The organism is Acinetobacter sp. AG3 (assembly GCF_022343575.1).
GTDB lineage: Bacteria > Pseudomonadota > Gammaproteobacteria > Pseudomonadales > Moraxellaceae > Acinetobacter > Acinetobacter guillouiae.
In genome coordinates, this window is record NZ_JAKQZD010000001.1 from 2,373,638 (window position 1) to 2,400,182 (window position 26,545).

The 26,545-nt window shown below is 37.4% G+C and carries 28 protein-coding genes; 12 read left to right on the forward strand and 16 right to left on the reverse strand.

Features of this window, described 5'->3' with window-relative positions:
- Nucleotides 1–80 precede the first annotated feature (80 nt).
- The gene (locus L3V46_RS11065; protein WP_004720717.1) at nucleotides 81–416 is read right to left on the reverse strand and encodes a hypothetical protein; all 336 of its coding nucleotides are present in this window, start codon (nucleotides 414–416) and stop codon (nucleotides 81–83) included.
- Nucleotides 417–537: 121 nt separating this feature from the next.
- Here L3V46_RS11065 and L3V46_RS11070 point away from each other — a divergent pair, with 121 nt between their 5' ends.
- From L3V46_RS11070 to L3V46_RS11090, 5 genes are all read left to right on the forward strand, one after another.
- Nucleotides 538–966, forward strand: a complete 429-nt coding sequence (locus tag L3V46_RS11070; protein WP_004720720.1) for an HD domain-containing protein — start codon at nucleotides 538–540, stop codon at nucleotides 964–966.
- Nucleotides 967–1,054: 88 nt separating this feature from the next.
- Nucleotides 1,055–1,954, forward strand: a complete 900-nt coding sequence (locus tag L3V46_RS11075; protein ID WP_004821316.1) for a LysR family transcriptional regulator — start codon at nucleotides 1,055–1,057, stop codon at nucleotides 1,952–1,954.
- A gap of 162 nt (nucleotides 1,955–2,116) precedes the next feature.
- Complete coding sequence (trmA, locus tag L3V46_RS11080) at nucleotides 2,117–3,199, forward strand: tRNA (uridine(54)-C5)-methyltransferase TrmA (RefSeq protein ID WP_034610293.1); 1,083 nt, start codon at nucleotides 2,117–2,119, stop codon at nucleotides 3,197–3,199.
- A gap of 242 nt (nucleotides 3,200–3,441) precedes the next feature.
- Nucleotides 3,442–3,672 (forward strand): hypothetical protein, encoded by a 231-nt coding sequence (locus tag L3V46_RS11085; protein ID WP_004720727.1) that lies wholly within the window; start codon nucleotides 3,442–3,444, stop codon nucleotides 3,670–3,672.
- A gap of 134 nt (nucleotides 3,673–3,806) precedes the next feature.
- Nucleotides 3,807–4,874: a hypothetical protein gene (locus L3V46_RS11090; RefSeq protein WP_239045707.1), complete on the forward strand. Its 1,068-nt coding sequence runs from the start codon at nucleotides 3,807–3,809 to the stop codon at nucleotides 4,872–4,874.
- 13 nt (nucleotides 4,875–4,887) lie between these two features.
- On the opposite strand, the gene L3V46_RS11095 is transcribed toward L3V46_RS11090, so the two are convergent.
- Nucleotides 4,888–5,241, reverse strand: a complete 354-nt coding sequence (locus L3V46_RS11095; protein ID WP_004720731.1) for a YnfA family protein — start codon at nucleotides 5,239–5,241, stop codon at nucleotides 4,888–4,890.
- 220 nt (nucleotides 5,242–5,461) lie between these two features.
- Between L3V46_RS11095 and L3V46_RS11100 the strand changes: the two genes are divergently transcribed.
- The gene (locus L3V46_RS11100) at nucleotides 5,462–6,370 is read left to right on the forward strand and encodes an alpha/beta hydrolase (protein ID WP_239045708.1); all 909 of its coding nucleotides are present in this window, start codon (nucleotides 5,462–5,464) and stop codon (nucleotides 6,368–6,370) included.
- A 59-nt stretch (nucleotides 6,371–6,429) separates the two neighbouring features.
- Here the strand turns inward: L3V46_RS11100 and clpA are convergent, their stop codons facing one another.
- The 5 genes from clpA to L3V46_RS11125 all read right to left on the reverse strand — a co-directional run bounded on the left by clpA (nucleotide 6,430) and on the right by L3V46_RS11125 (nucleotide 12,259).
- Nucleotides 6,430–8,706 (reverse strand): ATP-dependent Clp protease ATP-binding subunit ClpA, encoded by a 2,277-nt coding sequence (clpA, locus tag L3V46_RS11105; protein ID WP_239045709.1) that lies wholly within the window; start codon nucleotides 8,704–8,706, stop codon nucleotides 6,430–6,432.
- Nucleotides 8,707–8,715: 9 nt separating this feature from the next.
- The gene (gene clpS / locus L3V46_RS11110; RefSeq protein ID WP_004720737.1) at nucleotides 8,716–9,141 is read right to left on the reverse strand and encodes an ATP-dependent Clp protease adapter ClpS; all 426 of its coding nucleotides are present in this window, start codon (nucleotides 9,139–9,141) and stop codon (nucleotides 8,716–8,718) included.
- A 21-nt stretch (nucleotides 9,142–9,162) separates the two neighbouring features.
- Complete coding sequence (locus tag L3V46_RS11115) at nucleotides 9,163–9,906, reverse strand: DUF6776 family protein (RefSeq protein WP_239045710.1); 744 nt, start codon at nucleotides 9,904–9,906, stop codon at nucleotides 9,163–9,165.
- Between the two features lie 82 nt (nucleotides 9,907–9,988).
- A complete protein-coding gene (gene argC, locus L3V46_RS11120) occupies nucleotides 9,989–11,038 on the reverse strand; it encodes an N-acetyl-gamma-glutamyl-phosphate reductase (protein WP_034610273.1) in 1,050 nt (349 codons plus the stop codon).
- A gap of 120 nt (nucleotides 11,039–11,158) precedes the next feature.
- Entirely contained in the window at nucleotides 11,159–12,259 is a 1,101-nt protein-coding gene (locus L3V46_RS11125; RefSeq protein WP_034610270.1) for a GGDEF domain-containing protein, read from the reverse strand.
- Between the two features lie 692 nt (nucleotides 12,260–12,951).
- Here L3V46_RS11125 and L3V46_RS11130 point away from each other — a divergent pair.
- Nucleotides 12,952–13,704 carry an HD domain-containing protein gene (locus L3V46_RS11130; RefSeq protein ID WP_239045711.1) on the forward strand — a complete coding sequence of 251 codons (753 nt, stop codon included), beginning with the start codon at nucleotides 12,952–12,954 and terminating at the stop codon, nucleotides 13,702–13,704.
- Between the two features lie 3 nt (nucleotides 13,705–13,707).
- The gene (locus tag L3V46_RS11135; RefSeq protein ID WP_239045712.1) at nucleotides 13,708–14,529 is read left to right on the forward strand and encodes an alpha/beta fold hydrolase; all 822 of its coding nucleotides are present in this window, start codon (nucleotides 13,708–13,710) and stop codon (nucleotides 14,527–14,529) included.
- On the opposite strand, the gene L3V46_RS11140 is transcribed toward L3V46_RS11135, so the two are convergent.
- The 5 genes from L3V46_RS11140 to rpiA all read right to left on the reverse strand — a co-directional run bounded on the left by L3V46_RS11140 (nucleotide 14,519) and on the right by rpiA (nucleotide 17,308).
- Entirely contained in the window at nucleotides 14,519–14,950 is a 432-nt protein-coding gene (locus tag L3V46_RS11140; RefSeq protein ID WP_239045713.1) for a GNAT family N-acetyltransferase, read from the reverse strand. The genes L3V46_RS11135 and L3V46_RS11140 overlap by 11 nt on opposite strands.
- 54 nt (nucleotides 14,951–15,004) lie before the next feature.
- On the reverse strand, nucleotides 15,005–15,427 hold the full coding sequence (locus tag L3V46_RS11145; RefSeq protein ID WP_239045714.1) for a VOC family protein: 423 nt from the start codon (nucleotides 15,425–15,427) through the stop codon (nucleotides 15,005–15,007).
- Nucleotides 15,428–15,455: 28 nt separating this feature from the next.
- Nucleotides 15,456–15,812, reverse strand: coding sequence for a VOC family protein (locus L3V46_RS11150; protein WP_004821295.1), 357 nt, complete (start codon nucleotides 15,810–15,812; stop codon nucleotides 15,456–15,458).
- 52 nt (nucleotides 15,813–15,864) lie between these two features.
- Nucleotides 15,865–16,536 (reverse strand): YgjP-like metallopeptidase domain-containing protein, encoded by a 672-nt coding sequence (locus L3V46_RS11155; protein WP_239045715.1) that lies wholly within the window; start codon nucleotides 16,534–16,536, stop codon nucleotides 15,865–15,867.
- A 100-nt stretch (nucleotides 16,537–16,636) separates the two neighbouring features.
- Nucleotides 16,637–17,308, reverse strand: coding sequence for a ribose-5-phosphate isomerase RpiA (gene rpiA / locus L3V46_RS11160; protein ID WP_239045716.1), 672 nt, complete (start codon nucleotides 17,306–17,308; stop codon nucleotides 16,637–16,639).
- A 115-nt stretch (nucleotides 17,309–17,423) separates the two neighbouring features.
- Between rpiA and ilvA the strand changes: the two genes are divergently transcribed.
- Nucleotides 17,424–18,962, forward strand: coding sequence for a threonine ammonia-lyase, biosynthetic (gene ilvA, locus L3V46_RS11165; RefSeq protein ID WP_239045717.1), 1,539 nt, complete (start codon nucleotides 17,424–17,426; stop codon nucleotides 18,960–18,962).
- Between the two features lie 82 nt (nucleotides 18,963–19,044).
- On the opposite strand, the gene L3V46_RS11170 is transcribed toward ilvA, so the two are convergent.
- Both L3V46_RS11170 and L3V46_RS11175 read right to left on the reverse strand, forming a co-directional pair.
- Nucleotides 19,045–19,542, reverse strand: a complete 498-nt coding sequence (locus L3V46_RS11170; protein ID WP_239045718.1) for a hypothetical protein — start codon at nucleotides 19,540–19,542, stop codon at nucleotides 19,045–19,047.
- Between the two features lie 48 nt (nucleotides 19,543–19,590).
- The gene (locus tag L3V46_RS11175) at nucleotides 19,591–20,136 is read right to left on the reverse strand and encodes a hypothetical protein (protein WP_004821284.1); all 546 of its coding nucleotides are present in this window, start codon (nucleotides 20,134–20,136) and stop codon (nucleotides 19,591–19,593) included.
- Between the two features lie 245 nt (nucleotides 20,137–20,381).
- Here L3V46_RS11175 and L3V46_RS11180 point away from each other — a divergent pair, with 245 nt between their 5' ends.
- Both L3V46_RS11180 and L3V46_RS11185 read left to right on the forward strand, forming a co-directional pair.
- A complete protein-coding gene (locus L3V46_RS11180) occupies nucleotides 20,382–21,032 on the forward strand; it encodes a TrkA family potassium uptake protein (protein WP_004821282.1) in 651 nt (216 codons plus the stop codon).
- An 8-nt stretch (nucleotides 21,033–21,040) separates the two neighbouring features.
- Complete coding sequence (locus tag L3V46_RS11185) at nucleotides 21,041–22,393, forward strand: potassium transporter TrkG (RefSeq protein WP_004720769.1); 1,353 nt, start codon at nucleotides 21,041–21,043, stop codon at nucleotides 22,391–22,393.
- A 204-nt stretch (nucleotides 22,394–22,597) separates the two neighbouring features.
- On the opposite strand, the gene zapE is transcribed toward L3V46_RS11185, so the two are convergent.
- Together zapE and L3V46_RS11195 are read right to left on the reverse strand one after the other, a co-directional pair.
- A complete protein-coding gene (zapE, locus tag L3V46_RS11190) occupies nucleotides 22,598–23,746 on the reverse strand; it encodes a cell division protein ZapE (RefSeq protein WP_004720770.1) in 1,149 nt (382 codons plus the stop codon).
- 108 nt (nucleotides 23,747–23,854) lie between these two features.
- Nucleotides 23,855–24,865, reverse strand: a complete 1,011-nt coding sequence (locus L3V46_RS11195; protein ID WP_004720772.1) for an AraC family transcriptional regulator — start codon at nucleotides 24,863–24,865, stop codon at nucleotides 23,855–23,857.
- A 154-nt stretch (nucleotides 24,866–25,019) separates the two neighbouring features.
- On the opposite strand from L3V46_RS11195, the gene L3V46_RS11200 reads away from it, so the two are divergent.
- Entirely contained in the window at nucleotides 25,020–26,543 is a 1,524-nt protein-coding gene (locus L3V46_RS11200; RefSeq protein WP_239045719.1) for an NAD(P)/FAD-dependent oxidoreductase, read from the forward strand.
- Nucleotides 26,544–26,545: the final 2 nt, after the last annotated feature.

Consider the following 26,545-nt stretch of genomic DNA (forward strand, 5'->3'; position numbering starts at 1 on the left):
CCGCTATTTTTAATACCTATTCAGCATTTTTAATAAGAGTAGGCTAAAAGAAACAAATGAATGACTACCGATCTTAAAATTTAAGCGCTAAACCCAATATAACGATAAAAATCTTGATCCCCTACAACACCTAAGCTTGTTTTATAAATCAGGTAATCAGGATAATTACTCTCAGATAATTCATTGAAAATATTCAATCCCTGATCATCATGAGCATGGATTTCATCGACGCTACGGGGCATGGTCGCTTCAAATTCATCTGAAATATATTCAAAGCCCAAATCCATCGCAATAAACAAGGTATGTATACACGGTTGTAGATATTGTTCTTCATTCCAATCAATGACCGCATGTTGGCAATGTGGGCATGTAACATTTTCTTGAGAATTTTCTAAAGTGATCAGTTGAAATGGCATACGCTTTGGAACAGAATAAAATTGTATTTTAAACGAGTTAGGGAAATTAAACACTCGTTTTAGATAAATCTAAAATTGCTTTTCATATTTTATAAATACACGAAACAAAGCTAAGGATATTATGTCAACGATTGAAAAAGCGATTGCTTTAGCAGCTCGTAAACACGCAGGCCAAAAAGATAAAGCGCAACAGCCTTATATTTTTCACCCTCTGAGGTTGATGTTCAAAGTTAAAACACCCAATCAACAGATTGTTGCTGTATTACACGACATCTTGGAAGATACCGACACCACTGTGGTCGATTTAATCTCACTTGGCTTTAGTCAAGAAATTGTCGATGCCGTTGTTGCCTTGACCAAAAAAGAAGGTGAATCTAGAATCGAAGCCGCCTACCGTGCAGTAAAAAATCCAATTGCACGTGTGGTAAAACTGGCAGATGTTGCTGATAACATGGATATCACCCGTATTCCACATCCGACCACTAAAGACCTTTTAAGATTAGAAGAATATAAGCAAGTTCAAAATATTCTCATGACAGGCAATGCCTAATCTTAGAAAATTTTCACAATTAACAAGTTGACTTGATGCAACAATTAAGTTTAATAGTGCGTCATTGTTGCAATTATGGAATGTATTTATGCTCACTGATTTGGATGACTTTTACTGCTTTGGTTTGGTTGTAGAGCATGGGGGATTTAGTGCGGCTGAACGTGCAACGGATATTCCTAAATCCAAGCTCAGTCGCCGTGTATATAATTTAGAAGAAAAATTAGGGGTTCGTTTAATTCAACGAAGTTCACGTCATTTCGCAGTTACAGACATTGGCATGAATATTTACCGCCATGCCCAAGTGATGATGAATGCAGCACAATCTGCGCATGATCTGGTCGATCATCTCAGTGAACAACCACGTGGTGTGATTAAAGTCAGTGTACCTGTGACCGTTGCGCAAAGTGAATTGTCCAAAATCCTTCCTGACTTTTTAAAAACTTATCCTGAAATCAGAGTACAACTTTTAGTCAGTAATCGTCGAGTAGATATCATCAATGAAGGTTTTGATGTTGCCTTGCGTGTGCGCGCAAATCTGGACGATGACCCGAGCTTAGTGCTGAGAAAGTTTGGACATATTGAACAGCACCTTCTTGCAAGCCAAGCCTATTTAAATGAATTTGGTATGCTCAAAAAACCAGAAGATTTATCTGAACACCGAATTTTAAGTATGGTTGATGAGCACTTAGATCAACAAATGGTATTACATGATAGTGAAAATCAACAGAAAAAAATTAAAGTTAACCCGATACTCATGGGGTCGGATTTAATGATGCTGGCAAAATTAGCCAGCCAAAATTGTGGTATTGCCTTACTTCCAGATACGATTGCTAATGATTTTGTCGCCACAGGCGAATTGGTTCGTGTCTTACCTGAATGGAAAGCACCGCACGGGATCTTTCACGCTGTTTACCCTTCTCGCCGAGGCTTACTCCCTGCGGTAAGAGTCTTTATTGACTATTTAGTTAAACACTTAAGTAAGTGTTGAGTAACTTATCTTCATCGTCACTTTGATTAAAGAATCCTAGGATTATTTCAATAGACAAGCCGATCTAAATAAATTGACAAAGATGGACTGCAATCTGGTGTCCATCTGGTGCTATTTTTGATACCATCGCTACTGCTTAATTCCAATGTTTTTCTGATTTATATGACTTCATCTTATCAACAACAGCTTGATGCCAAAATTGAACGAATCCAAACTCAATTCGCAGAATTTAATCCACCTTCGTTAGAAGTATTTGCTTCACCTGAACAAAACTTCCGTATGCGTGCAGAATTCCGAATTTGGCATACTGAAGATGATATGTTCTATGCCATGTTTGAACGAGATGAAAATCAACAAAAAACTGTTGCTCGTATCGATGAATTTCCGATCGCAGATCAAAGTATAAATCAGCTTATGCCAGTTTTATTGGCTGAGCTAAAAGCCAATTCAATCTTATCAAAACGGCTTTTTGAAGTGCATTTTCTAGCAACGCTCAAGGGCGAAATGCTGGTTTCATTGATTTACCGTGCGCCACTGAGTGAAGAATGGGAAGTTTTAGCAAAACAATTGGCTGAAAAGCTGAATGTTAAAATCATTGGTCGCAGTCGCGGACAAAAAGTTGTCTTAACCGATGAATTTGTTGTAGAAGAATTACAAGTTTTTGAGCGTAAATTTCAATATAAGCAAATTGAAAGTAGCTTTACTCAACCCAATGCACAAGTTTGCCAAAAAATGTTGCAATGGGCTTGTCAGTCAGTAGAGGGAGAAAATAAAGACCTACTCGAATTGTACTGTGGTAATGGTAACTTTACCCTTCCCTTATCCTTGAGTTTTAACCGTGTTTTGGCAACTGAATTAGCGAAATCTTCGGTCTATGCGGCACAGTGGAATATTCAACAGAATCAGATCGACAATATTCAAGTTGCACGCCTTTCAGCAGAAGAGTTTACTCAGGCCTATAACGGCGAACGTGAATTCCGTCGTTTACAAGAAGCAGAAATAGACATTCAGGGCTATGAGTTTGATACAGTTTTTGTTGATCCACCACGAGCAGGGATTGATGACGATACCTTAATGCTATTGCAAGGTTTTCAACGTATTCTTTATATTTCATGCAATCCAGATACATTACACGACAATTTAAAAACCTTGCTTAAAACCCATAAAATTGTGAAATTTGCGATGTTTGATCAATTCCCCTACACCCATCATGTAGAATCTGGAGTTCTTCTCGAAAAAATTTAAACAATTTATTACAAGATTAGACTGCCATGTAAATTAGCATGGCAGCTACTTCTTTAAATTATTTATTGATATATCATTAAGTTATAAATCATTTAAAACATGGCCTTTTAACAAACCGTTTAAAACATATCAAATCATCGAAAAAATCAGCCTATAACTCGACCATCTATTTCGCTCAGATCTTGTATTTTATTAAAAAACGGCTATATTTCGAACTATGTTAGGTTGTGTATGAAGGCTCTATGAGTTTTTGGCAAAAGCTGTTTACGGCTGAAGATACATTGCAAAATGAACATAAAAATCAAATTGCATGTGTTGAAAATGATTGCTCTTGTAAATCCAATGATCAACTTTTATCAGCGTTGATGAAAGCGACAGATCAGGATGTAATTACTGGGATTAAAAAGGTACTTATCTCTAGAGGTTTCAGTAAAAAAGAGTTAAACCAATTACAGCATCCACCTATTCAATAGTCATGGATGACCGCTAAGAAAGAAAAAGCATTCAGTTTACTGGATGCTTTTTTAATTCCAATAGAACAACTTTTGATGTTTTTCCTTGGCTTGTATACAATTATTTCAAAGAATAGATAAACGCAGAATCAACAATGAAAATTAAAATTGTTATTTTTTTATTATCACTCAACGCTTCAATTAGCTATGCAGATATCAACGATGATGAGATTCAAGCCATAGAAGATTTAAGTGATCAAGTATTAGCAACCAAAAATCTTGCCAAACTTGAACCACAGATTAAGGCTCAAATCCAGAAAGCCCAACCCAATGTGCAAAAACTGTTAAAAGCCAAAGACATTGAATATAACGATTCTGTCTATTTACACAACTATGCGATTCTGACTTCTGGATATGCTGAATATTTACTTGAACAACACTGCACCACGCTCTCTCAACCTTTTCAAGAACTTACTGAGCAAGCGTATTTTGCGTTAAAAAAACGTGATCCTAACGATACAATCGCAATCAATAATTTAGGGTTATTCTACGCGCAAATGTCGGTGTATTATCGGAAAAACATAGACCCAACGCCACGTCTAAACTATTTGCTAAAGGCTGAACAACTATTTGAGACCTTAATGAAGTTGCAACCAGACAATGAGGAGTATGAGAAAAATTATTATGCTGTACTCAGTGACAAGCTGATGCTGTTACAGAAATATCATCGTGATGAGAATGAGCAAAAACGCCTCATCACTATACTTAAAAAGCCTTTATTTCACTATTTATCTGGTCCCGATCAAGCTTTCGATGCAGGAAATTTTATTATTTTAGCGCAACAGTATTTTAAATATCTCAATCGTGAAGATCCGAAACTTGCTGAAAAATGGTTACGTGATAATCAGGCTAAAATTGAAGCTGTGGTGAATAAGAATCGTAAGCAAACTCAACGAGAAAAAGAATTCCTCGCTGAATTCTATGCGCTGCTTGGTCAAACGGATCGAGCATTGTCCTACTTAAAACAATTAGAATTTTCTGATGAGAACAGTACAGAACCATCCTCATTTGAAAATGAACCCAATCTTGCCAATTTAAGGCTAAATCCTGAATATCAGAAATGGTTTAAACAATATAAACAGGATTATGCTGCATATCGTAAAGCAATTCCCAAAGTATGTAAGATCAATCAACTTGAAACAACACAAGATACTTTACAATAATGCTGTTGGAGACTTAACGAATCAAACCTTGCGGTTGCAGAATAATCACCAAAGCCCCAATGATTACAATACATCCACCAAACAAATCCCAGCGAGTTAAGCTGACTTGATCGACAAATTTCAGCCACATCAGTGCACTAAAGATATAGATACCGCCATATGCGGCATAAATACGCCCTGAAGCAGCCGGGTGCAAGGTTAATAGCCAGACAAATACCGCCAAACTTAAAACGGTAGGTATCCATAACCAATGGCTTTTATTTTGATTCAGAATCAAATAAGGAAAATAACAACCTAAAATTTCTGCAACAGCTGTGACAAGAAATAATAAAATCGTAGTTAAAATTTTAGTAAATGCAATGTCCATTGATACTCAAAGAATAATCATGAAGTTAGAGTATATGTGATTTTCACGCGAGCTAAGCAATAAAATTTTGAGCAGACTAAAACAACTAAGCTTTTATCTATAAATTGTAGTTGTTGTCTGCCTCATCCACAAAAGCATACATTTTTAAAATATGTTGATGAATGTGCCTTGTTTAAAATAGGATAAAATATCAGCATCTACATTTTTTGGTTTTTTATGGATGAAAATAAATCATTTCGTGTTTAATTGCTTCATTTTCCTCTGGCTTAGCCAAAATGTAGATGCAGCAACACTGAGTCTTCCTCTGTGGCCCAATAGTGCAACACTGGCACCATCCAGTGAACAATATACGATAAATAAGCATGGTGCTATTGAGCATATCACCTCTCCTCAACTGCGGGTATATTCCCCCAAACAGAGCAATCACATCGCTATTTTAGTCATTAGTGGTGGGGGTTATGCCAGAGAGGAATTGGCCAAAGAAAGCACGCCAACTGCACAGTTTTTACAAGAACAGGGATTTACCGTATTTGAATTAATCTACCGCTTACCTAATCAGGATGGCAATAATCTGCTTGCGCCCTTTCAAGATGGCCAAAGAGCCCTGCGTATCATTCGTTATCATGCACATCAATTCAACATTGATCCAGACAAAATTGGTGTACTGGGTTTCTCCGCAGGTGGGCATTTAGCTGGAATCATTGCGACACAATGGCAACAACAATTTTCGAGTTTAAATGATTCGATTGATCAAATTTCCGCTCGGCCTAATTTTGTGGCGCTACTCTATCCAATCATTAGTATGCAAGCGCCGCTAGATCATACCCATGCTTATAAAAGCTTATTTGGATCAAAACATGATTTAGCCAAACAAATCTTGTTTTCAGTAGATTTACAAGTCAAACAGAATACAGCTCCAACCTTTTTAGCCCACGCCATTGATGATCCGATTTCACCTATTCAGAATAGTCTCAATATGCAAACCGCTTTGCAGCAACACAAGATCGCTTATGAATTACATCTTTTCAAAAATGGTGGACATGGTTGGGGCTTAGGCAAAGCCAATACTGAAACAACACAATGGCCAGCATTATTCCTAGCTTGGTTAAAGAAAATTGATATTTTATAAGCGTCTAATTCAAAAAATAACCCGCAATCAATGCGGGTTATTTTAAAGCTCATTCACAACTATGCTGGTTCAGCAGTCTGATCTTCAAAGACTTCTAATGTAAGCCCTATCGCCTTACCATTTTCTTTCTTCACAGAGACAGCAACGTTACCACCATGATCTGCAAGCTCACCAAATAGAATCATCTCAGCAAGTGGTTTCTTCAAATGTTCTTGAATCAAACGTTGCATTGGGCGAGCACCCATTAAACGATCATAACCATTCTCAGCCATCCAATCGCGAGCAGATTGATCAACTTCCAGTACCACTTTTTTATCATCTAACTGCGCTTGGAGTTCGGTTAAGAATTTATCAACAACAGACTCAATCACTGTGGTAGGCAATGCTTTAAACTGAATTACACCATCTAAACGATTGCGGAACTCTGGTGCAAATGCACGTTTCATCGCTTCCTGATTGTCATTACTATTGTCTTGCTCAGTAAAACCAATACTGTTACGAGAAATACTTTCAGCACCGATATTGGTGGTCAATACAATAATCACATTACGGAAATCAGACTTACGCCCATTGTTGTCGGTTAAAGCACCATGATCCATGACTTGTAATAACAAGTTAAAGACATCTGGATGTGCTTTTTCGATTTCATCTAATAACAAGACACAGTGCGGATTCTTATGAATCGCGTCAGTCAGTAAACCACCCTGATCATAACCAACATAACCTGGAGGCGCACCAATCAAACGAGAAACCGCATGACGCTCCATATATTCAGACATATCGAAACGAACAAGCTCTACACCCAGCAATTTTGCCAATTGTTTGGTCACTTCAGTTTTACCAACACCTGTAGGCCCTGCAAAAACAAAACTACCCACTGGTTTATCTGGCGCTTTCAAGCCTGCACGTGACAGTTTAATCGCAGAAGCCAAAGCTGTAATCGCTTCATCTTGACCAAATACCACACGTTTAAGATCACGCTCTAGATATTCAAGTACCGATTTATCATCTTTAGATACTGTTTTTGGCGGGATACGTGCAATCTTCGAAATAATATCTTCGATATTTTCAACTGTAATCAAAGTATCATCTTGTTCAGCTTTTAAACGACGTTGTGCACCAGCTTCATCAATCACATCAATCGCCTTGTCTGGCAAGAAACGATCATTAATAAATTTAGCAGACAACTCAACCGCTGAAACTAGCGCAGTATCTTCATATTTAACATGATGGAAATCTTCAAACTTGCTTTTCAAACCACGCAAAATATCAATTGTCTCTGAAATAGAAGGCTCATTCACATCAATTTTTTGGAAACGACGTGATAGTGCATGATCTTTTTCAAACACTTGACGATATTCTTGGAAAGTGGTTGAACCAATACAACGTAAACTACCATTCGCCAACGCAGGTTTGATTAAATTCGATGCATCCATGGTACTGCCCATACTTGAGCCAGCACCAATGATCATATGAATTTCATCGATAAATAAAATTGCTTCTGGTTTCTTTTTCAGAGCATTGAGAAGCTGTTTCAAGCGTTTTTCAAAGTCACCACGGTATTTTGTACCCGCAACCAATGCACCGATGTCCAAACTAAACACTTCAGCAGTCGCAAGTGGCTTAGGCGCTTTACCATTCACAATCAACCATGCCAGACCTTCAGCAATCGATGTTTTACCCACACCAGGATCACCTACAAGCAATGGGTTGTTTTTACGGCGACGGCAAAGAATTTGAGCAGTTCGTTCAATTTCTTTTTCACGCCCGATTAAAGGATCAGTTTTGCCTTTTTGCGCTTCAATATTCAAATTCAAAGTATAAAGTTCAAGTGGTCCAGCATTTGCTGAAGCATTTGATTCACCTTCTAAATCATCAGATTCTTCTTCAACTTGAATTTCTTCTTTACGCGCACCGTGTGACAAATATTGGGTTAAAGTCAAACGATTGATTTGATGTCGTTTTAGCAAATAAACGGCAAAAGAATCTCGCTCAGAGTACATCGCAACCAGTACATCTGCACCCTCTACTGTGCGATCACCGCCACTTGACTGAACGTGGAAAATTGCACGTTGTAAGATACGGTCAAAACTTTCAGTTGGATGAGGGGCTTGGTCGTTGTTTTCTCCTAGTTTAGGGGTATGTTGTTCTACATACTCCTCTAACTCTTTGCGCAAACTGATAATTTCAGCACCGCATGCTTTTAAGGCATTTACCGCTGAATCGTTATCAAGTAAAGCCAATAATAAATGTTCAACTGTAAGAAACTCATGTCTCTTTTGACGAGCCATGCTAACAGCCAAACGGAGTGAAACTTCTAATTGACGACTGAGCATGAAACCCCCTTATTCTTTTGGCTCAATCTGACAAAGCAATGGATGACCTTGAGATCGAGCGTAGTTATTAACTTGGTTGGCTTTAGTCTCCGCAATGTCTCTTGGATAAACACCAGCTTCACCTTTTCCTTCATAATGTACTGTTAACATTACTTGAGTGGCTTGGTCAAGATTCAAAGCAAAGTATTGTTGTAAAATTTCAATAACAAAGTCCATCGGAGTGTAATCATCGTTCAATAAAACGACAGAATACATCGGTGGTCGCTTCACTTCAGGTGGTGCAGTTTGTACTGCAACATCTGCTTGATCATGGTCTGGATGGTTTGGATCTTCTGAATTACTTATACGAATACTCAAGTGCCAATCTATAAATCCTGAATCACGGAATGATGATTTCACTTCATTTAAACTCATTTGACGTTTATTAGTTCGCATATTTTTCAAAATACTTATGATTTATTGAGAATTAGCCGCAGCTTGAGGAACCTCTGCAGCAAACACTGCTGCACTGTCTACAGCTTGCCCACGTGACCAACTAAAGCGTTTAACCACTGGCGTGGCACCATTTAGGCGGATTTCGATAAATTGTGGATTAAAGCCCTTAGGCATGGTCCAACGACCAGTTAAGCGCTCATAATCAGTAAAATTATAATTCGCATCTGCCATTGGCACTGTTAACACCTCAGTACCACTAATCAAACGAATTTCAACAGAACCCGTCGCACGTCTTGGACTGACTTGAATAAGATCAAGCTGATATTCATAAGCATTTTCTGGTAATGGCTTAACGGCCAAGTTTTGAATGGTTAAACTCAAACCGCCACGTTGTTTTAACACTTCACGATAAATCGCACTCATCACATCAACTTGTGATTTTTCAGCATTGGCTTTGTTCAATGACTCTAACAAATCGTTAGAATTCGAAACAGCCACGTCTCGTTCCTGTACAGCAGCATTTAGGCTTTTATTTAAATTAGCCAGCGTTGTTTTTTGTTGCTTCACAACTTCTACCAACTGTTCTGCATCTGCATCAAAACCGACTACCGTTAGCCCTTGGCGATGTCCAACCGTATAACCTAAAAGTACACTGCCAGCACATAATACAACCCCACCGATCACCAAAGGCATATTCCCTTTTAAAAAAGGCTTTTTCGGTGCTTGAGCTGGTTGTGACGCGGTATTTGTTTCTGTGTTCTGCATCATCATCTCTAAGTATTATTGATAGAATCAAAACACACATTTAACCGCAAAGTTATATGTGTGTGAAGCCATAAAGCGTTTTTTATGGTAATAATCCGATACCTTGTAAACCAGCATCTTCAGCAAAACCAAACATTAAGTTCATATTTTGTACAGCCTGTCCTGCCGCACCTTTGACTAAATTGTCTTGAACAGACAAAACAATTAATTTGTTCGGATGCGGTTTATACAGTGCAATTCTGAGTTGGTTTGCACCACGTACAGAACGTGTTTCTGGTGAACTATTTGCAGGCATTACGTCTACAAATATTTCATTTGCATAAAATTTTTCATAAAGACTTTGTAAATCTGCTGCTGCACCTTGCTCTGTCAAATCAACATAGATTGTACTAAACATACCACGAATCATCGGAACCAAATGCGGCACAAAAAGAATCTGATCAAATACATTTTTTTGACCCGAAATATTTTCTAATGCTTCTACAATTTCAGGATGATGACGATGTCCAGCAACGCCATAGGCTTTAAAATTATCTGCATTTTCAGAATAAATCATGCCTAGACTAGCTTTACGCCCTGCACCTGATACACCCGATTTCGCATCAATGATAATACTTTCTGGTTTAACCAATGTTTCAGCTTGCTTAAAAAGTGGCGCTAATCCCAACTGAACAGTTGTTGGGTAACAACCCGGGTTACCGACAACATTGGCATTTTTAATTTGTTCACGATTAAGTTCAGATAAACCATAAACAGAGTCTTTCAGTATCTCTGGGCAGGCATGCTGCATCCCATACCATTTTTCAAACTGTGCTAAATTCTGCAAGCGAAAATCAGCGGCTAAATCGATAACTTTGCTATTTGCTGCCAAAAGTTGTTGTGCATGCTGCATTGCCACCCCATGCGGGGTCGCAAAAAACACAACATCACATTTTTTTAATTCATCAATGTTTAAATCTGAATACTTAAGCTCGGTGTGCCCACGTAAGCTTGGAAACATATCATCTACACGGCGACCATCTTCGGTACGTGATGTCAGTACATTCACTTGAACATTTGGATGTCGTAGTAAAAGACGCAACAATTCAACGCCTGTATAACCTGTTCCACCGACAATACCCACTGAAATCACGTTTTTTACCTCGATTTAAAAGTATCCATTTTGTAGTGCTGTAGTATGACAGGAAGTTGATGCTTTCTAAACTATTTTACTGGGTTTTTATGATATTTTAGCATTATGACAAAGTTAAATTCACATAAGTTCGATTGATGAATCTTGCGCAATACAGTTGCGCCCTCTACGTTTGGCAACATACAAAAGTTTGTCAGCAGCTTCTATACCACTCGCTAAATTACGATGTCTCACTTGTGTTAAGCCAAAGCTGGCTGTCAATAAGATGGATTGAGTTAAAAATTGCTCAGTTTCAATAGCAGTCCGCATACGCTCAGCAATTTTATAGGCATAATCGAGATCTTCAACTTGTAATAAAACAATAAACTCTTCACCACCAAAACGCCCCACTAAGCCCTTTTCACCGACATGCTGACTGACAAGACGACCTACGCTTTGCAAAATCTGATCACCGACCAGATGCCCATGGGTATCATTAATTTTCTTAAAATGATCAACATCACACATCAGCAAAAAATATTGTTTTTCTGGCAAATCGATTAAATTGATTTTAGCTGCATCATAAAAGCCACGGCGATTGAGTAAATGCGTTAATGGATCTCTAGAACGTTCATCATTTAATTTCAAAATAATGTCTCGTACTAATGTGCCTAAAAGTACGATCGCAAACCACATGCTCAGGATAATACTGGCAGCAAGCATCATTAACCACCATACTGAATTTACAAGCATACTGGCTTCAATATTTTTCAAAAAAAAGAAAATAATAATGACACGGACAAAAGTATATAAAACAATAAAAAGGTAAGAATAATCGACCAGCTTATTTAACCAATCACTTTGCTTATCATCTTTAAAAATAGATACTAAAACTAAGGATTCAACTGTGGCAATGCTCAGGTTTAAAATTAGCATTCGCATCCATAGCTGTTCATCAACAAAAGAATAATAGACCAGCAGACATATTGTGATAAGGATCAAAATGAAAGCCACTAAAGTGTGCGCACTGGCTTTCTTTCTCAATGCCATAGTATAGGCGCTTGCCCATGCACCAAATAGGTATAAACCACCAACAACAGGGGCAGAGAATGTTAATTGTTGGTTAGACATAAAACTTTGTGCAGCTAAAGCAAAAGACGGCACGATATATCCAAGACCCAACCAAAATAAATAAGTAGGTGCTTTAAAAAAATAATGGCAGATCAAAAGTAAACTGCCCATTAATATCAGGCAGATCGGTACAATCAAAATAAAGTAATGAGTATCTGCAAAATTCACGTCTGATATCTTTATGATAAGAAATAGGAAATATTGGCAAGTCGCCAAGTTTAGAGTATTTTTTTATTCGCTCCCAACTTATGCTTAAAATAATCAGACTATTTTGTAATTTAACTGCTTTTATTAAGAAATACTTTTAAGGCATTATACCCTTACTTAAAATTTATGATGATCAATATACACACGCAGACTATTCAATGACATTGTCTATAAATCTATCAATCCAAATATAGTCAACCCACCTAATTATTAATTCGTTTTTTGTGTTTTTGAATCATAGATGGTTATTCTACCGCGGGGCGACATGGATGTCGCCGTTGGGCGGGGGTATTTAAACTTTAAATGTAAGGTGTGGCATTGCAAGTCTTTTTATAACCATATAGATTATTTTTCTATGCAATTGATTTAAATAAAAATATTAATTGAGAAAAATTATATTTTTATGTCTGAGTTTTTTGACAGATTGGCTATATCTAAGAAAATAGTAAAGAGACAAACCTTTTCATTTTAATTCTTGTTTTTGGCATAAAAGACTATTCAAATAAATTCAAAGAAAACGGTCTTGTCTTACTAAATGATTTATGCATAATAATTTAGAGTAATTACTCTAAAATCAACAAAAGGACGCATTGGTCATGATTGGATCACGAGCGTGGATGAATACAAGTAATGGAAAACTTAGCTTTAAAGAAAAAACTCAGCTTATAAAACAAGTTCTAATCCCTGTCACATTAAACTATGGCAAAACATTTCTCAAAGCACATCATGATTCAACTTCATTTACACTGGATAATTTTCAGATTCCTGACACAGCAATTGTCAAAGAAGCGATGGACGAATTAGAGCAAACAGCCTCTCAAGCGATCATCAATCATTCTTGGCGGAGCTATTTTTGGGCTGTTGCTATCGCCCACACCAAACAATGGCAATTTGATCAAGAGAGTCTTGTTATTTCATGTTTGATGCATGATTTAGGACTGGTTAATCATTTGGATCAATATGCATGTCAATGTTTTAGCTTTGAAAGCGCCTTAAGAGCTGAAACACTCTGTAGCAAACACAATTATCCCGAAGACAAAATGGTTAATATTTCAAATGCGATTTGTTTACATATGAATGGCAGTTTAGATGAAAGTGATCACAGTCTTTCTAAAGAAGTGCTATTACTACAAAAAGCCACTTCCTGTGATGTAATTGGGACTGATCTCTACTTATTTTCAAACAGTTTTAAAAACCAAATTTTAAACCAATATCCACGGGTACATTTTAATTCAGAAATGCGTAAACTTATCTCAATTGAAGCAAAAGGAAACCCTCAATCACGGACTGCTTTAATGCACAAACTCGGACTTTCAAACATGATTCAAATGAATATTTTTAAGGACTAAATCATGAAAAATACCTCTTTTACCCAAAAGAATATTAATTTTGGTCAATATCCAATTGTAGTCGATATTTATTCAAACCCTGAAAACAGCCATAGTGTTATTTTGCTGGCTGCGCTAGGCATAGCAATCAGTAAATACGAGGTGCTCATTACCGCTTTAAGCCAAAGTGGCTTAAATGTTATTGTGGCTGATTATCCACATTGTGGGCGTAATACTCCGCCTGTTTCAGCAAAGATTGATTATGGTTATGCTGATTTACTCAATGACTTTATTCCTCAACTGGAAAAGCTGGCCTTAGAACTAAACCAACAAGTTCCAATCTTATTTGGACATAGTTTAGGTGGACATTTAGCAACACTTTATGCACAAAATTATGCAAACAAAGTCATTGGTGTTGCCACAGGCAATATCGGTTTAAAAAATTGGGACTTAAAAGGTAAAATCAATATTTTAAAAGCAGTCACAGTGATCAACGCCATGATTTTAAAAGATGGTTATTTTGCAGGCTATAAAATTGCTTTTGGGAATAAAGAGACAAAATCCTTAATGCGTGATTGGTCTAAAGTTATCTTTACAGGAAATTATGCACATATTATTGGGCAAGAAAACGTGGTGAATAACGCTGCCTTATTTATCTATTTAAATGGCGATGATTTTGCACCAATGTCTTCAATGCTTGGCCTCAGTGGTTATTTTAAAAACCCACAAATAAACACGCTGGATTTAACCCATAAAACCCAAGGCAATCAACATAGTGCATGGATTAAACAGCCTGATCAAGTCGTCGAAATAATTATAGAATGGATCAATAGTTTTACTGAATAAGTTTTGCTTTTGACATCAATATATATCCACCTTCTTCACTTTCTCCAGTGCTGATTGCTTCCCAGCCATGACCTAAATAAAAAGACAGAGCTTGTTTATTTTCAGATAAACATTTGAGATAGCCTGTATCCGTAAACAGTTGTTCTGCTGCGTGTAGCAATGCTGTCCCTATACCCTGATTTTGAGCATTTGGGGCAATAAATAGATGATGTAAAAAGTTCTCTTGTAGAAAAATAGATGCAAATCCCAAATATTCTTGGTCTTTTTCAGCCACTAAAATCATTTCATTTTCGGTATATTTTTCAAAATCACTCAGCCCCCATTTTGAAGAATCTAACCACGGCCAACTTAATTTTCTGGTATTTAAAAAAAGTTCACTCAATGGTGCTCGGTCATGATTTTGAAAAGATCTGATGTGCATCGCTGTACCTCAATTAAAGTCCCTATAACCTTAGCTTATTTAAGCCAATCTTATTTAATCTAACGTTATTGCCCTTTCTCCAATCACCTCAACAATCCGTAATAAATAACCATCTGGATCTTGAACTAAAAATTGCCTTTGTCCATGCTCTATATTTTCTGCACGGTACCAACGTTCTTCTAACGCTTCAAACAGCGGCCATTGTGCGACATCCAAACGATTTAAAATACTGTCGAGTTGGTCGACTTCAAACTGAAAGTTAATCCCTCTTCCCAATGGGTAGGCCAATACTCCTGTTAACCATTGCCCTTGTTGCTGTTGCTCTAACATAAACTGAACACCATCAAGTTCCACATAGATAAATTTTTCTTCAGTCCGTTGATACATTACAGAAAAACCCAATATTTCCACCCAAAAATGATAACTTTTATCCAAATCGGTGACGATCAGTTCTGGAACCAATTTATTCCACTGCATTTAAAAATCCTACTTAATTCATTAATTTTTAATATTCAATATGTTGTAAAATATTTACAACCTTTCCAAATGGATCTTTGACATAGAATCGCCTAACACCCCAGTCTTCATTGGTTAAGGGATAGAGAATGTCTAAATCTAATTTTTTGGCTTTTTCATAAAGTTCATCCACATTGTCGACTTCGATTGAAAAATCGGGTACATCTGTTTTATTTCCCCCTTCCGAAGCAATACTGATTTGTGGATGCATGATTTCCTGACTGGCAAATGTTTTGATCCAGCCATGATCCATCACCAAATCCATCGCTAAAAAATCACCATAAAAAGCTTGGGCACTGGCTAAATCTAAAGCTTTAATATTACTTATGATTCTTTTTACACTCATACGCTTTTCCTCATTTTTTGTTTTAATGCAATCTAGAAATTTACTTATTTTATTAGGCCCACCACCAAGGCATTACACTATTTTTTAAAAATTTACGATGCTGCTGATAGTGTTGATCATGCTTTTCAACTTCAGACCAAAAAGCAGCGCTATGATCAAAATGTTTGGTATGTGCCAATTCATGTACACAGACATAACGGGTAATTTGTTGATCACATAAAACCAAGGCACTATTGAGCATAATATCATGATGGGCTGTACAACTTCCCCAACGCGTTTTCGGGTGCCGAACAGCACACTGTCCAAACTTTAAACAGGTTTCATCACTGACTTGCTTTAAATAGATTGGTAAATAATGCTTTGCATAAGCAATCACAAAAGCTTTTAAATAGCTTTCAGGCTGACGCTCGCTGATAAATAACTGATGCTTTTGCTCATCTAAAATATAGCTATTTTTTTGAGTTTTATAAATAATTTCTAAGGGCTGTTTTAAATTAAACAGTTGCAAGCTTGTCGGTAATATCTGATCAACTTGCTGTATTTTTTCCTGCTGTTTATGCCAGGTATCAATCATCCATTGTTCAGACTCGTGTAAAAAATGCTGAATCTGACGTTGGGTACAATATTTGGGCACAGTTAGGCGAATCTGCGTGGGTTCAACACGTAAACGCAAGCGTGTTGCACGTGCATGATGTGTGATTTTTATTTCAGGAAGATTTGCCATCTTAATACGCTTATTTTTAGAATCTCCCCCAACGCTTACTTAAAAAAGGTAGGTAGTAAACCTCATCTTTACTCAAGCAGAAGTTAGGGGAAATTTTTTCTTATCCTGCGGTACGCTCTTCAATACCATGATTGGTGGCGACTACAGCGACATCAGCTTTATTGATCGCAAAAATACCATTACACACCACACCAGGAATATCGTTAATGGTTTTTTCGACTTCTAATGCATTCAGAATATTTAAGTTATACACATCTAGAATGACATTACCATTATCCGTTACTACACCTTCACGATAAACTGGGTCACCGCCTAAAGATACGATTTTACGCGCAACTGCTGAACGTGCCATAGGAATCACTTCGATAGGCAATGGAAATTCACGGCCTAATTGATCGACCCATTTCGAGTCATCGACAATACATACAAATTTTTTCGCAATAGATGCCACGATTTTTTCACGCGTGAGTGCTGCACCACCGCCTTTAATCATATGTAAATGACGATCAATTTCATCAGCACCATCTACATAAGCATCTAAACCACCAACATGGTTCATATCAACCACTTCAATGCCTAATTTCTTAAGACGTTGAGCTGTTGCTTCTGAACTGGCTACGGCTGCTTCAAGTTGTAACTGATGTAATAATTCAATTAAGAAGTTCACTGTACTACCAGTACCGACTCCCAAAATGCCCCCTCTTGGTAAGTGTTTTAAAGCGGCTTGGGCTGCAGCTTGTTTTTTCTCGTCCTGGGTTGCATAAAGGCTCATGACATCTCTCAATAAAATTTCAATTTCCTGCACATTTTGCATAATTTTAAAACGCAAAGGTACAACGGTTTGTTACAATGAGCGCTCATTTTAAACTGTTAGATGGAAAATTAACATGCTGTCTCGTTTGGTTCGACAAATATTACAGGCAACGGTGTATGACGTTGCAATCGAAACCCCACTCGAAGCAGCGCCACGAATTAGTGAAAAACTAAACAATAACATTCGCTTTAAACGCGAAGATTTACAACCTGTCTTTTCCTTCAAACTACGCGGTGCGTATAACCGTATTAGTCAATTACCGAAATCTCAGTTGGAACGTGGCGTTATTACTGCTTCAGCAGGTAACCATGCTCAGGGCGTGGCTTTATCTGGTCAAAAGTTAGGTATTCGCGCCATTATTGTGATGCCGAAAACCACCCCTGACATTAAAGTTCAAGCAGTAAAGCGTTTGGGTGGTGATGTTGTGCTTCACGGCGACTCATTTGATGTTGCTAACAAATATGCCATTCAACGTGCAAATGTCGAAGGTTTAACCTTTATTCCGCCTTATGACGATGAACTGGTTATGGCCGGCCAAGGTACAATTGCCAATGAAATATTGCGTCAATGGCGTGATGTTGAATATGTATTTGTTGCTGTGGGCGGTGGTGGTTTAATTGCTGGTGTAGCAGCATATCTTGGTGATGTTGCCCCGCATGTCAAAGTTATTCCTGTCGAATATGATGAATCTGCATGTTTAAAAGCAGCATTTGAAGCCAATCAACGTGTAGTACTCCCTTCTGTAGGCTTATTTGCAGATGGTACAGCCGTTGCTCAAATCGGTGAAAAGCCATTTGAAGTCATTCAACTACAAAAATCTGATAACTCAGGTCCAATTGTTGAACGTGATGTGGTACTGGTCAATACAGATGAAATCTGTACGGCAATTAAAGACACTTATGATGAATGTCGTAGTATTGTTGAACCATCAGGTGCTATGGCGCTCGCAGGTATCAAAAAATACGTTGCGGCACATGGTCTTGAAGGCAAAAATATGGTGTCGATTGTTTGCGGCGCCAACATGAATTTTGATCGTTTACGTTATATTGCTGAGCGTACCGAACTTGGTGAACGTAAAGAAGCCATTTTTGCAGTGACCATTCCAGAAGAAAAAGGTTCTTTCCTGAATTTCTGTCGTGCTTTGCAAGGGCGTAATATTACGGAATTTAACTACCGTGCCAGTGATGCATCTGCTGCTCAAGTCTTTGTCGGTATTAGCTTAAAGGCTGGTGAAAAAGAACGCCATGACATCTATGAAGCAATGAAATTACATTATGATGTCGATGATTTATCGGATGATGAAGTTGCAAAATTGCATATCCGTTATTTGATTGGTGGTCATGCCGATATTGCCAATGAACGTTTGTTCCGTGTTGAGTTTCCAGAACGCCCAGGTGCTTTATTAACATTCTTAGAGCGTCTTGGTCCAACCCATAACATTAGCCTATTCCATTATCGTAATCACGGTGCAGCAGAAGGACGTGTTTTGGTTGGCTTGGATGCAGAAGATGCGGTACAGAATCCAGATGGACTGATTGAGACGTTGGAAAATATCAATTACCCATATCAAGAAATTACCAATAACTTAGGTTATCAACGTTTCTTAAAATAGAAATAGCTTCAAAATAGAAATAGCCTATAAATTTTTTTATGGGCTATTTTTTATAAAATCAGAACAATTCGAAAAAGTTAACTTAATAAACCGCCATATTTAAATCACCATCATCATTAAATGCGTCATTAAAAGCATCCACAATCTGATTTAATTGTTGCTCATCTTGTGTGGGCACAAGCATCCAATACGGATTTTCACGATATATAATCAATAAAGAAAGCTGATACTGATTTGCAACCAGTTTAATTTGATCAAAAATGATTTCTTCTGTTTGTTGCATTGCGTCCATTTGATCACCTAATGAAACATCATCATCTTCATCGTATTGATCAAATACTTCAGCTATTGCGACTTCGATTTCATTTTGCAATTGCTCAGCATCAATATTGTGCTGGTTAAAGTAGAAATCGTTTTCAATTCCATTGTCATAATATTCTTTTAATTCAATATAATGCAAGAAATCATGCTGTTGATTGATCCATTCACTAAAACTATAAAATTCAGTGTCTTGAGGAATTTGTTGTGCATTTAGCTCGGGAATTAAATGTTGAAGTAATGAATATATTTTCTGTGACATGGATATCTCTCTATTTTATTATCAATATGTTGAATTAATCGCAAAAAACTAAGTCGATCTTGAACAATCAAATAATGCGTAATGTTCTATACTGACATCTTCATCATGAAATTGTTTGTTAAAACACTTGCAGAACTTTTCAATTTTATATTCATGATTTGGTACGATCAACCAATAATAATCTTCAGCATAAATCAGCAACAGTTCATGATCATGTTGTCTGGCTTGTTTTAATATTTCCTCGAATACAACATCATAAACCTGATCTTGAACATTATAATAGCGCCCAATAACATCTTTGTGTACTTCATAATGATCAAATAAAGGCTTCACTCTTTCCCGAATTTGAGTTTGAATTCCCAAGCTATCGACTGCATATTCATGAAAAATCGCACAACGCTCAATCTCATTTTCATGAAATTGCATACGGTCAATTTTCATTAAATATCCACGAAATCGCCCACCAAACTTTTCAGCTTCGATCCAATTGAGGAACTCGACAAAACGTTTACGATGTTTCTTTTTGGGAATATCTCTTTGCTCCAACGCTGGGAACCAATGTTGGAGAATTTTAAAAATTTTCTTATCATCCATTTTTTTATCATCCATTTTTTATTCTTGGATCGAAAGCTCAATCTTGGCTTTGCATTTTTAAATTTCAAAGCAATGATATCGGATCAATTTTAAGTTTTTATGACATAAATCTGGTTTTATTTACATTTATCGCTTTTTATTCTCAGTTTGTAGATTGGCGTTGCAATACTTTAAAGATAAAATATATAAAAATTGAATATGATCATACCAACACAAAATCAGTGTCGGGATAAGGACTTTGTAGAATGGCGCAATTCGCTGTCATCGGTTTAGGCAGTTTTGGTGAAGCAGTTGCACTAGAACTCACCAACTTAAATCACGATGTAATAGGTATTGATACATTAAAAAAAAATGTAGAAAACATTGCCGATAAAATCAGTCACGCAGTTATTGCAGATGCTACCGATGAACATGTGTTAGATGAACTGAATATCAAAAATTGTGATGCCGTTGTGGTTGCCATTGGTGAAGATATTGAAGCCAGTATTCTATGCGTACTGCATTTAAAAAATTTGGGTATCGAAAAAATCTTTGTAAAGGCCAAATCTAAATCACATCATATGATTTTGTCTCATTTAGGCATTACAAAAATCATTCACCCTGAAGAAGACATGGGGATTCGTGTTGCGCAATCACTCAGTTATCCAATGGTGAGACGTTATATGGCATTAAATAATGATCGCTATATCGTCAAAATTGAAATAGGTGCAAATTTACAAGGCGCGCAATTTCAAACGGTCATGGAAAATACCCCCGAAATTACAACCTTGTTATTACAACGCGGTTCACATGTACTGTATGATATTGCACCGGGGACGATTTTACAGGAAAAGGATATTTTAATTCTTGAAGGTCCTGTAGAAATGTTAAGACAATTTTCGATTCGTTTCTTATAGTTATAACTATGCGTTTATCTAAAAAAGAACTAATCAACAAAAAACACAATAGTATTAATCTCAGTCCACCGAGCTTACTTGCTTTAGGTTTTTTAAGCTTTATTATCATCGGAACATTGCTTCTTAAACTTCCTTTTGCTAATCAAGGCAATTTGACATGGCTAGAGGCCCTGTTTACTGCCACGTCTGCTGTAACTATTACTGGGCTGTCTGTCGTCAATATTGGCGACTCCTTAACCACCTTCGGTCAAGTTGTGGTGATGATCCTGATCCAATGCGGCGGCTTAGGTTTTATGACGTTTGCAATCTTAGCTGCTTTGAGTCTTTCCTCAAAAGTTGGTATTCGACAGCAAGTTATGGCACAGGAAACCATTGGTCAAACCAGTTTGGCCAAAGCGACCTTTACAGTAAAAGGGGTTTTTCTTTACTCATTGTTCTTTGAAGCGATTGGTACAGGGATTCTAACCATGGCTTGGTCACATCACTACGACCTTGAACATGCATTTTTCTACGCACTGTTTTATAGTATTTCTGCGTTTAACAATGGTGGATTTTCATTATTTCCCAATAGCTTAATGAGTTTCTCTGACCAGTATATGGTGACATTTACCATCAGTATGCTGTATATCATCGGTGGGATTGGTTTTGTTGTGTTGATGGATATTAAAAGAGCCAAGCGTTGGAAGAAACTCTCTACCAATAGTAAGTTAATTCTGTCTACGATTGCGGGCTTAAACCTTTTTGCCTTTATTGTTATTTGGGCAATCGAAGCATCCAATCCTTTAACACTGGCTCCAATGTCTGTTGGTGATCAAGCTTTAAACGCGTGGTTCCATGCCACTGTACCTCGTTCATCAGGTTTTAACAGCTTGGAAGTCAGCAGCATGACCAATGCATCAACCTTAATTACCATGGTATTGATGTTTATTGGTGGTGGTTCTTTAAGTACCGCTGGTGGAATTAAAGTCGGCACATTTATTATTATGATTTTAAGTGTCATTACTTTTTTAAAACGTTCAGATGAAATTACCATTTTTGGGCATTCTGTTTCTCATCAGGCGACCTTTAAAGCAATGGCGGTCATTTCAATTACTTCACTGCTGATCCTGATTGGCTTTTTTACCCTACTGATCCTTGAGCCTGATAAAAAGTTTTTAGACTTATTATTTGAAGCCGTTTCTGCGGCTTGTACTGTCGGCTTATCACGCGGAATCACTGAAAATTTACATGCTGGCAGCCAAATCGCTTTAATTTGTTTAATGTTTGCTGGACGCTTAGGACCACTAACACTGGCTTATTTGATTGCGACACCAAATAAAAGTCGTGTTCGTCACCCAAATACTGAAATTCAGGTGGGTTAATTGTTTTTAGTCATCAGACGAATACAACTTAAATAGCTTTGTGGGATCATTTTAATCTTATCGCATATATCTAATATAGGTTGAGACTCCTTAAATAGATTGCTCAGACAATCCTTGCAAAATGCATCCTGATGACAGTATCCCCCATAAAAAAAGCGATCTTATCAATGATAAGATCGCTTTTTTACATCTTTCTAAGGATGATTATTCTACTTCTAACTCACTATTGCCTTTAATCAAACGATGCTCTGACTGCAAATATTCATCTGATTGCATTTCGAGTAAACGAGAGCGTGTACGTTCAATTTCGAAAGCCAGCTTCTCTCCGTCATAAATCTCAATAATCGAGTCTTGAGATGTTAGTAGCAGTTTTACGCCACGGTCATAAAACTCATCTACTAAATAAATAAAACGACGTGTACCTTCTGACAGCAAATCAGTTAAGTGCGGAACATTACTCACCAAAACGGTATTATAGATATTGGCAATTTCAATAAAGTCCGATGGGCTACGCGGTTTCATACAGAGTTCTCTAAACTCACACCACAATACATCTTCTGTATGGCCTAAAGTTTCAACAACACGGTTATTAATCGTAATTGGTTCTTCTGACACTGTCTGCGATGTGGTTAATGCATTAAAACGCTTTGCCATCCAGACTTTATTGTCATCTGTCAGTGGCGATTTAAACAATTGCGCTTGTTTTAATACCCGTAAACGATAGTCAACACCCGCATCAACATTCAATACCACACAATGTTTTTTTACCATTTCAATCGTTGGAATAAAACGATCACGATGGATTCCATTTTTATATAAACCATCTGGGGCAATATTGGATGTGGCAATCAAGGTAATGCCACGGGTAAATAATTTTTGGAATAAATCACTGAGAATCATTGCATCGGTTACATTCGATACAAAGAACTCATCAAAACAAATCACCACAGCTTCTTTATAAATTTGATCTGCAACGATATCTAAAGGATTACGCTGTCCAGAAAGCTTGTTTAACTCTTTATGCACAAATTGCATAAAGTGATGGAAATGCATACGGGTTTTACGGCGAAAAGGAATCGAATCGTAAAATTGATCCATGAGCCATGTCTTTCCACGCCCTACACCGCCCCACATATATACACCTCTCGGTGCAGTTTGACGGCGGAAACGACGAAAAGCTTTTTTCGATGCTTTATAACGATTGATCAATTCTTGCCATACCCGCTCCAACTCATGTACTGCTTGAGCCTGAGCATCATCTGGTAAAAACTGTCCAGATGACAATGCTTTTGCATAACGCTCAGCGGGTGATACGGGAGTAAATGCTGTTGAAGTTGTATTCTGATCTAACATATCATTTTGTTACTTTTAAAGGCTAAAGGAAGTATATCGAATATTCATTTTTGATAAATAAAACTTTGGGATAATTCTAACTCTATATCTCATATCAGCACTACCTGTTTATTTACCATATTGACGCGGGCTTTGCCCAAACCAACGTTTAAAAGCATGATTAAATGCAGCGGGTTCTGAGTAGCCGAGTAATTCCGCAATCACCTCAATTGAATATTCCTTATATTCAATCAAGCGCAAAGCTTTGTGCTTAATCAGCTGTTCCCGAATTTGTTTATAGCTGGTATTTAATTGCTGCAACTGATGGCGTAAGGTTCTTTCAGGCACATTCAACGCCTGAGCCACTTCGGCCATCGAAGGAATAATCCCTTGCTGTAATTCCAAATAATCATTTACCCGTTGAATCAACGGTGCAATTTTCTGTTCTTCGGCATTCAATCGCTCGATTTCAGCAATACACTTGGCTTCGTAAACCCGATGTGTAATTGGATCTGCGGATGGAATCGGCAGTTGCATCACATCTTCATTGATCCAAAAAGCGGCTTTTTCACAATTAAAATGTAAATCTGAACCGTAATAATCATGATATTGCTTTAATACACTTAAATCCTGAGGCTGCTGAAAGGGTAACTCGATTCTCACGCTGGGCGCTGTAAGTCCCATCATTTTATAAATATCATCCAGAAATTTATAAGTTCCAGAGATTTCACATTGCGCTCTCAACAAACCCATTTCTGTTTCTAAATCTACAGGCTTATAGGTTAATGCGACTTGATGATCGCCTTTCTCAAGCCCTAAGACACCATATAAATAGGTTAAACCCTGATAATGCACACCATTTTGAATCGCATCACCAACATTACTACATGTCACCAAGAGCATAAGCAACGGGCCATAGCCCGCTAAAGAATAATGCTGGCCGATAAACAAGCCTGTTTCTGGCTGTACACCCTGCCCAATCACTTTTTGTATATCCCACTCTAAGCTGGGATGAATGATTGAACTGGGATCAAGTGCATCTGCTTTGATCCCAATACTAGCAAGTCGTGAATCTACATCGATTCCAGCATTACGCATACCATGAATTAAATACATTAAACCGAGAATCGAGCGTTTCATTGGATCATCATTTGATTTCTACCCAAACTTTGTACTACAAAGATGGTTTTTTGCAAATTGCCGAATATATCAATTTTTGTGTCAGTGCAATCATATTTCAAGCGTTGCATTTCCGATATTCTATGCAAAACTGGAAAAGTCAGAGCGAACAAAAATGAGTACAGCCCCTACGACTGAAGCAAAAACCCAATCAACGCAAGTTGCAATTATTGGATCTGGATTTGGTGGTTTAGCCATGGCAATCCGCCTATTGCAAGCCAATATTCATGATTTTATCATTTTAGAAAAAGCAGATAATGTTGGTGGTACATGGCGTGAGAACCAGTACCCAGGTGCGGCTTGTGATGTTCAATCACATATGTACTCGCTTTCCTTTGCACCAAAAACAGATTGGTCAAAACGTTATGCCGAAGCGCCTGAGATTTTTGACTATATTCAAGATTTAATTCAGCAATTCAATTTAAAGAAATACATCCAATTTAATCAAGAAGTGGTGTCTACACGTTATGATGAGCACAATTTCAATTGGCATTTAACACTAAAAAGTGGACAAAAAATTGAGGCTCAATTTGTTATTTTTGCATCAGGGCCATTGCATGTACCACAGATTCCTAAAATTAAAGGGGTTGAAAAATTCAAAGGTGAAGTTTTCCATTCATCACACTGGAAGCATGACTATAATTTAAATCAAAAAAATGTAGCATCCATTGGTACTGGGGGTAGTGCAATTCAATATATTCCTGAAATTGCTGCAAAAGTTCAAAATCTTTATGTATTTCAAAGAACCCCTGCTTGGGTGATTCCTCGTGATGAACGTGCGTATAATGCACTTGATAAAAAACTATTTAGTCGCTTTGAATGGTTTAGAAAATTACACCGTGCTCGTTTGTACTGGTCAAATGAATCACGTGTCGTCCCCATTGTAAAACCACAAATCATGAAATATGGTCAGAAACTTGCTGAAGCTTATATAAAATTCCAAGTCAAAGACAAAGAAATCGCCAAAAAACTGACCCCTGACTATATTATGGGCTGTAAACGCATCCTGATTTCCAACAAATACTTTCCAACATTTAATCGTAAAAATGTTGAATTAATCACCGATGGAATTCAGGAAATTACAGAAAATAGCATCATCACTAAGGATGGCAAAGAACGTCAAATTGATTGTTTAATTTATGGTACTGGTTTTATTACAGACCCACGCATCTATTTAAAATCATTCGATTGCTATGGTGAACACGGTGTTGAATTAAAAACCGCATGGAAAGATGGTGCAGAAAGTTTTTATGGGATCAGTACTAAAGGTTTTCCTAATCTATTTCAATTGCTTGGTCCGAATACCGTACTGGGTCATAACTCTGTAATTTTCATGATTGAATCTCAAGTGAATTATATTTTGCAATTGATTCAAATGGTTGCAAAAACACAGACGCAAGCAGTGACGGTAAAAGCTGAAGTACAAGATCAATTTAATGAAAATGTACAGCAACAGCTTGCAGGCACGGTATGGCAATCAGGCTGTGTCAGTTGGTACCAACAAGATGGCGGTAAAAATTTTGCATTATGGCCAACCTATACCTGGAAATTTTGGCTCAACACCCGCAAAGTAAACCCAGCAGATTTTCGCTTATTAGGCCGTGCGCAAAGTGCAAAGCAAAAGTCAAAAGCTGCATAAAC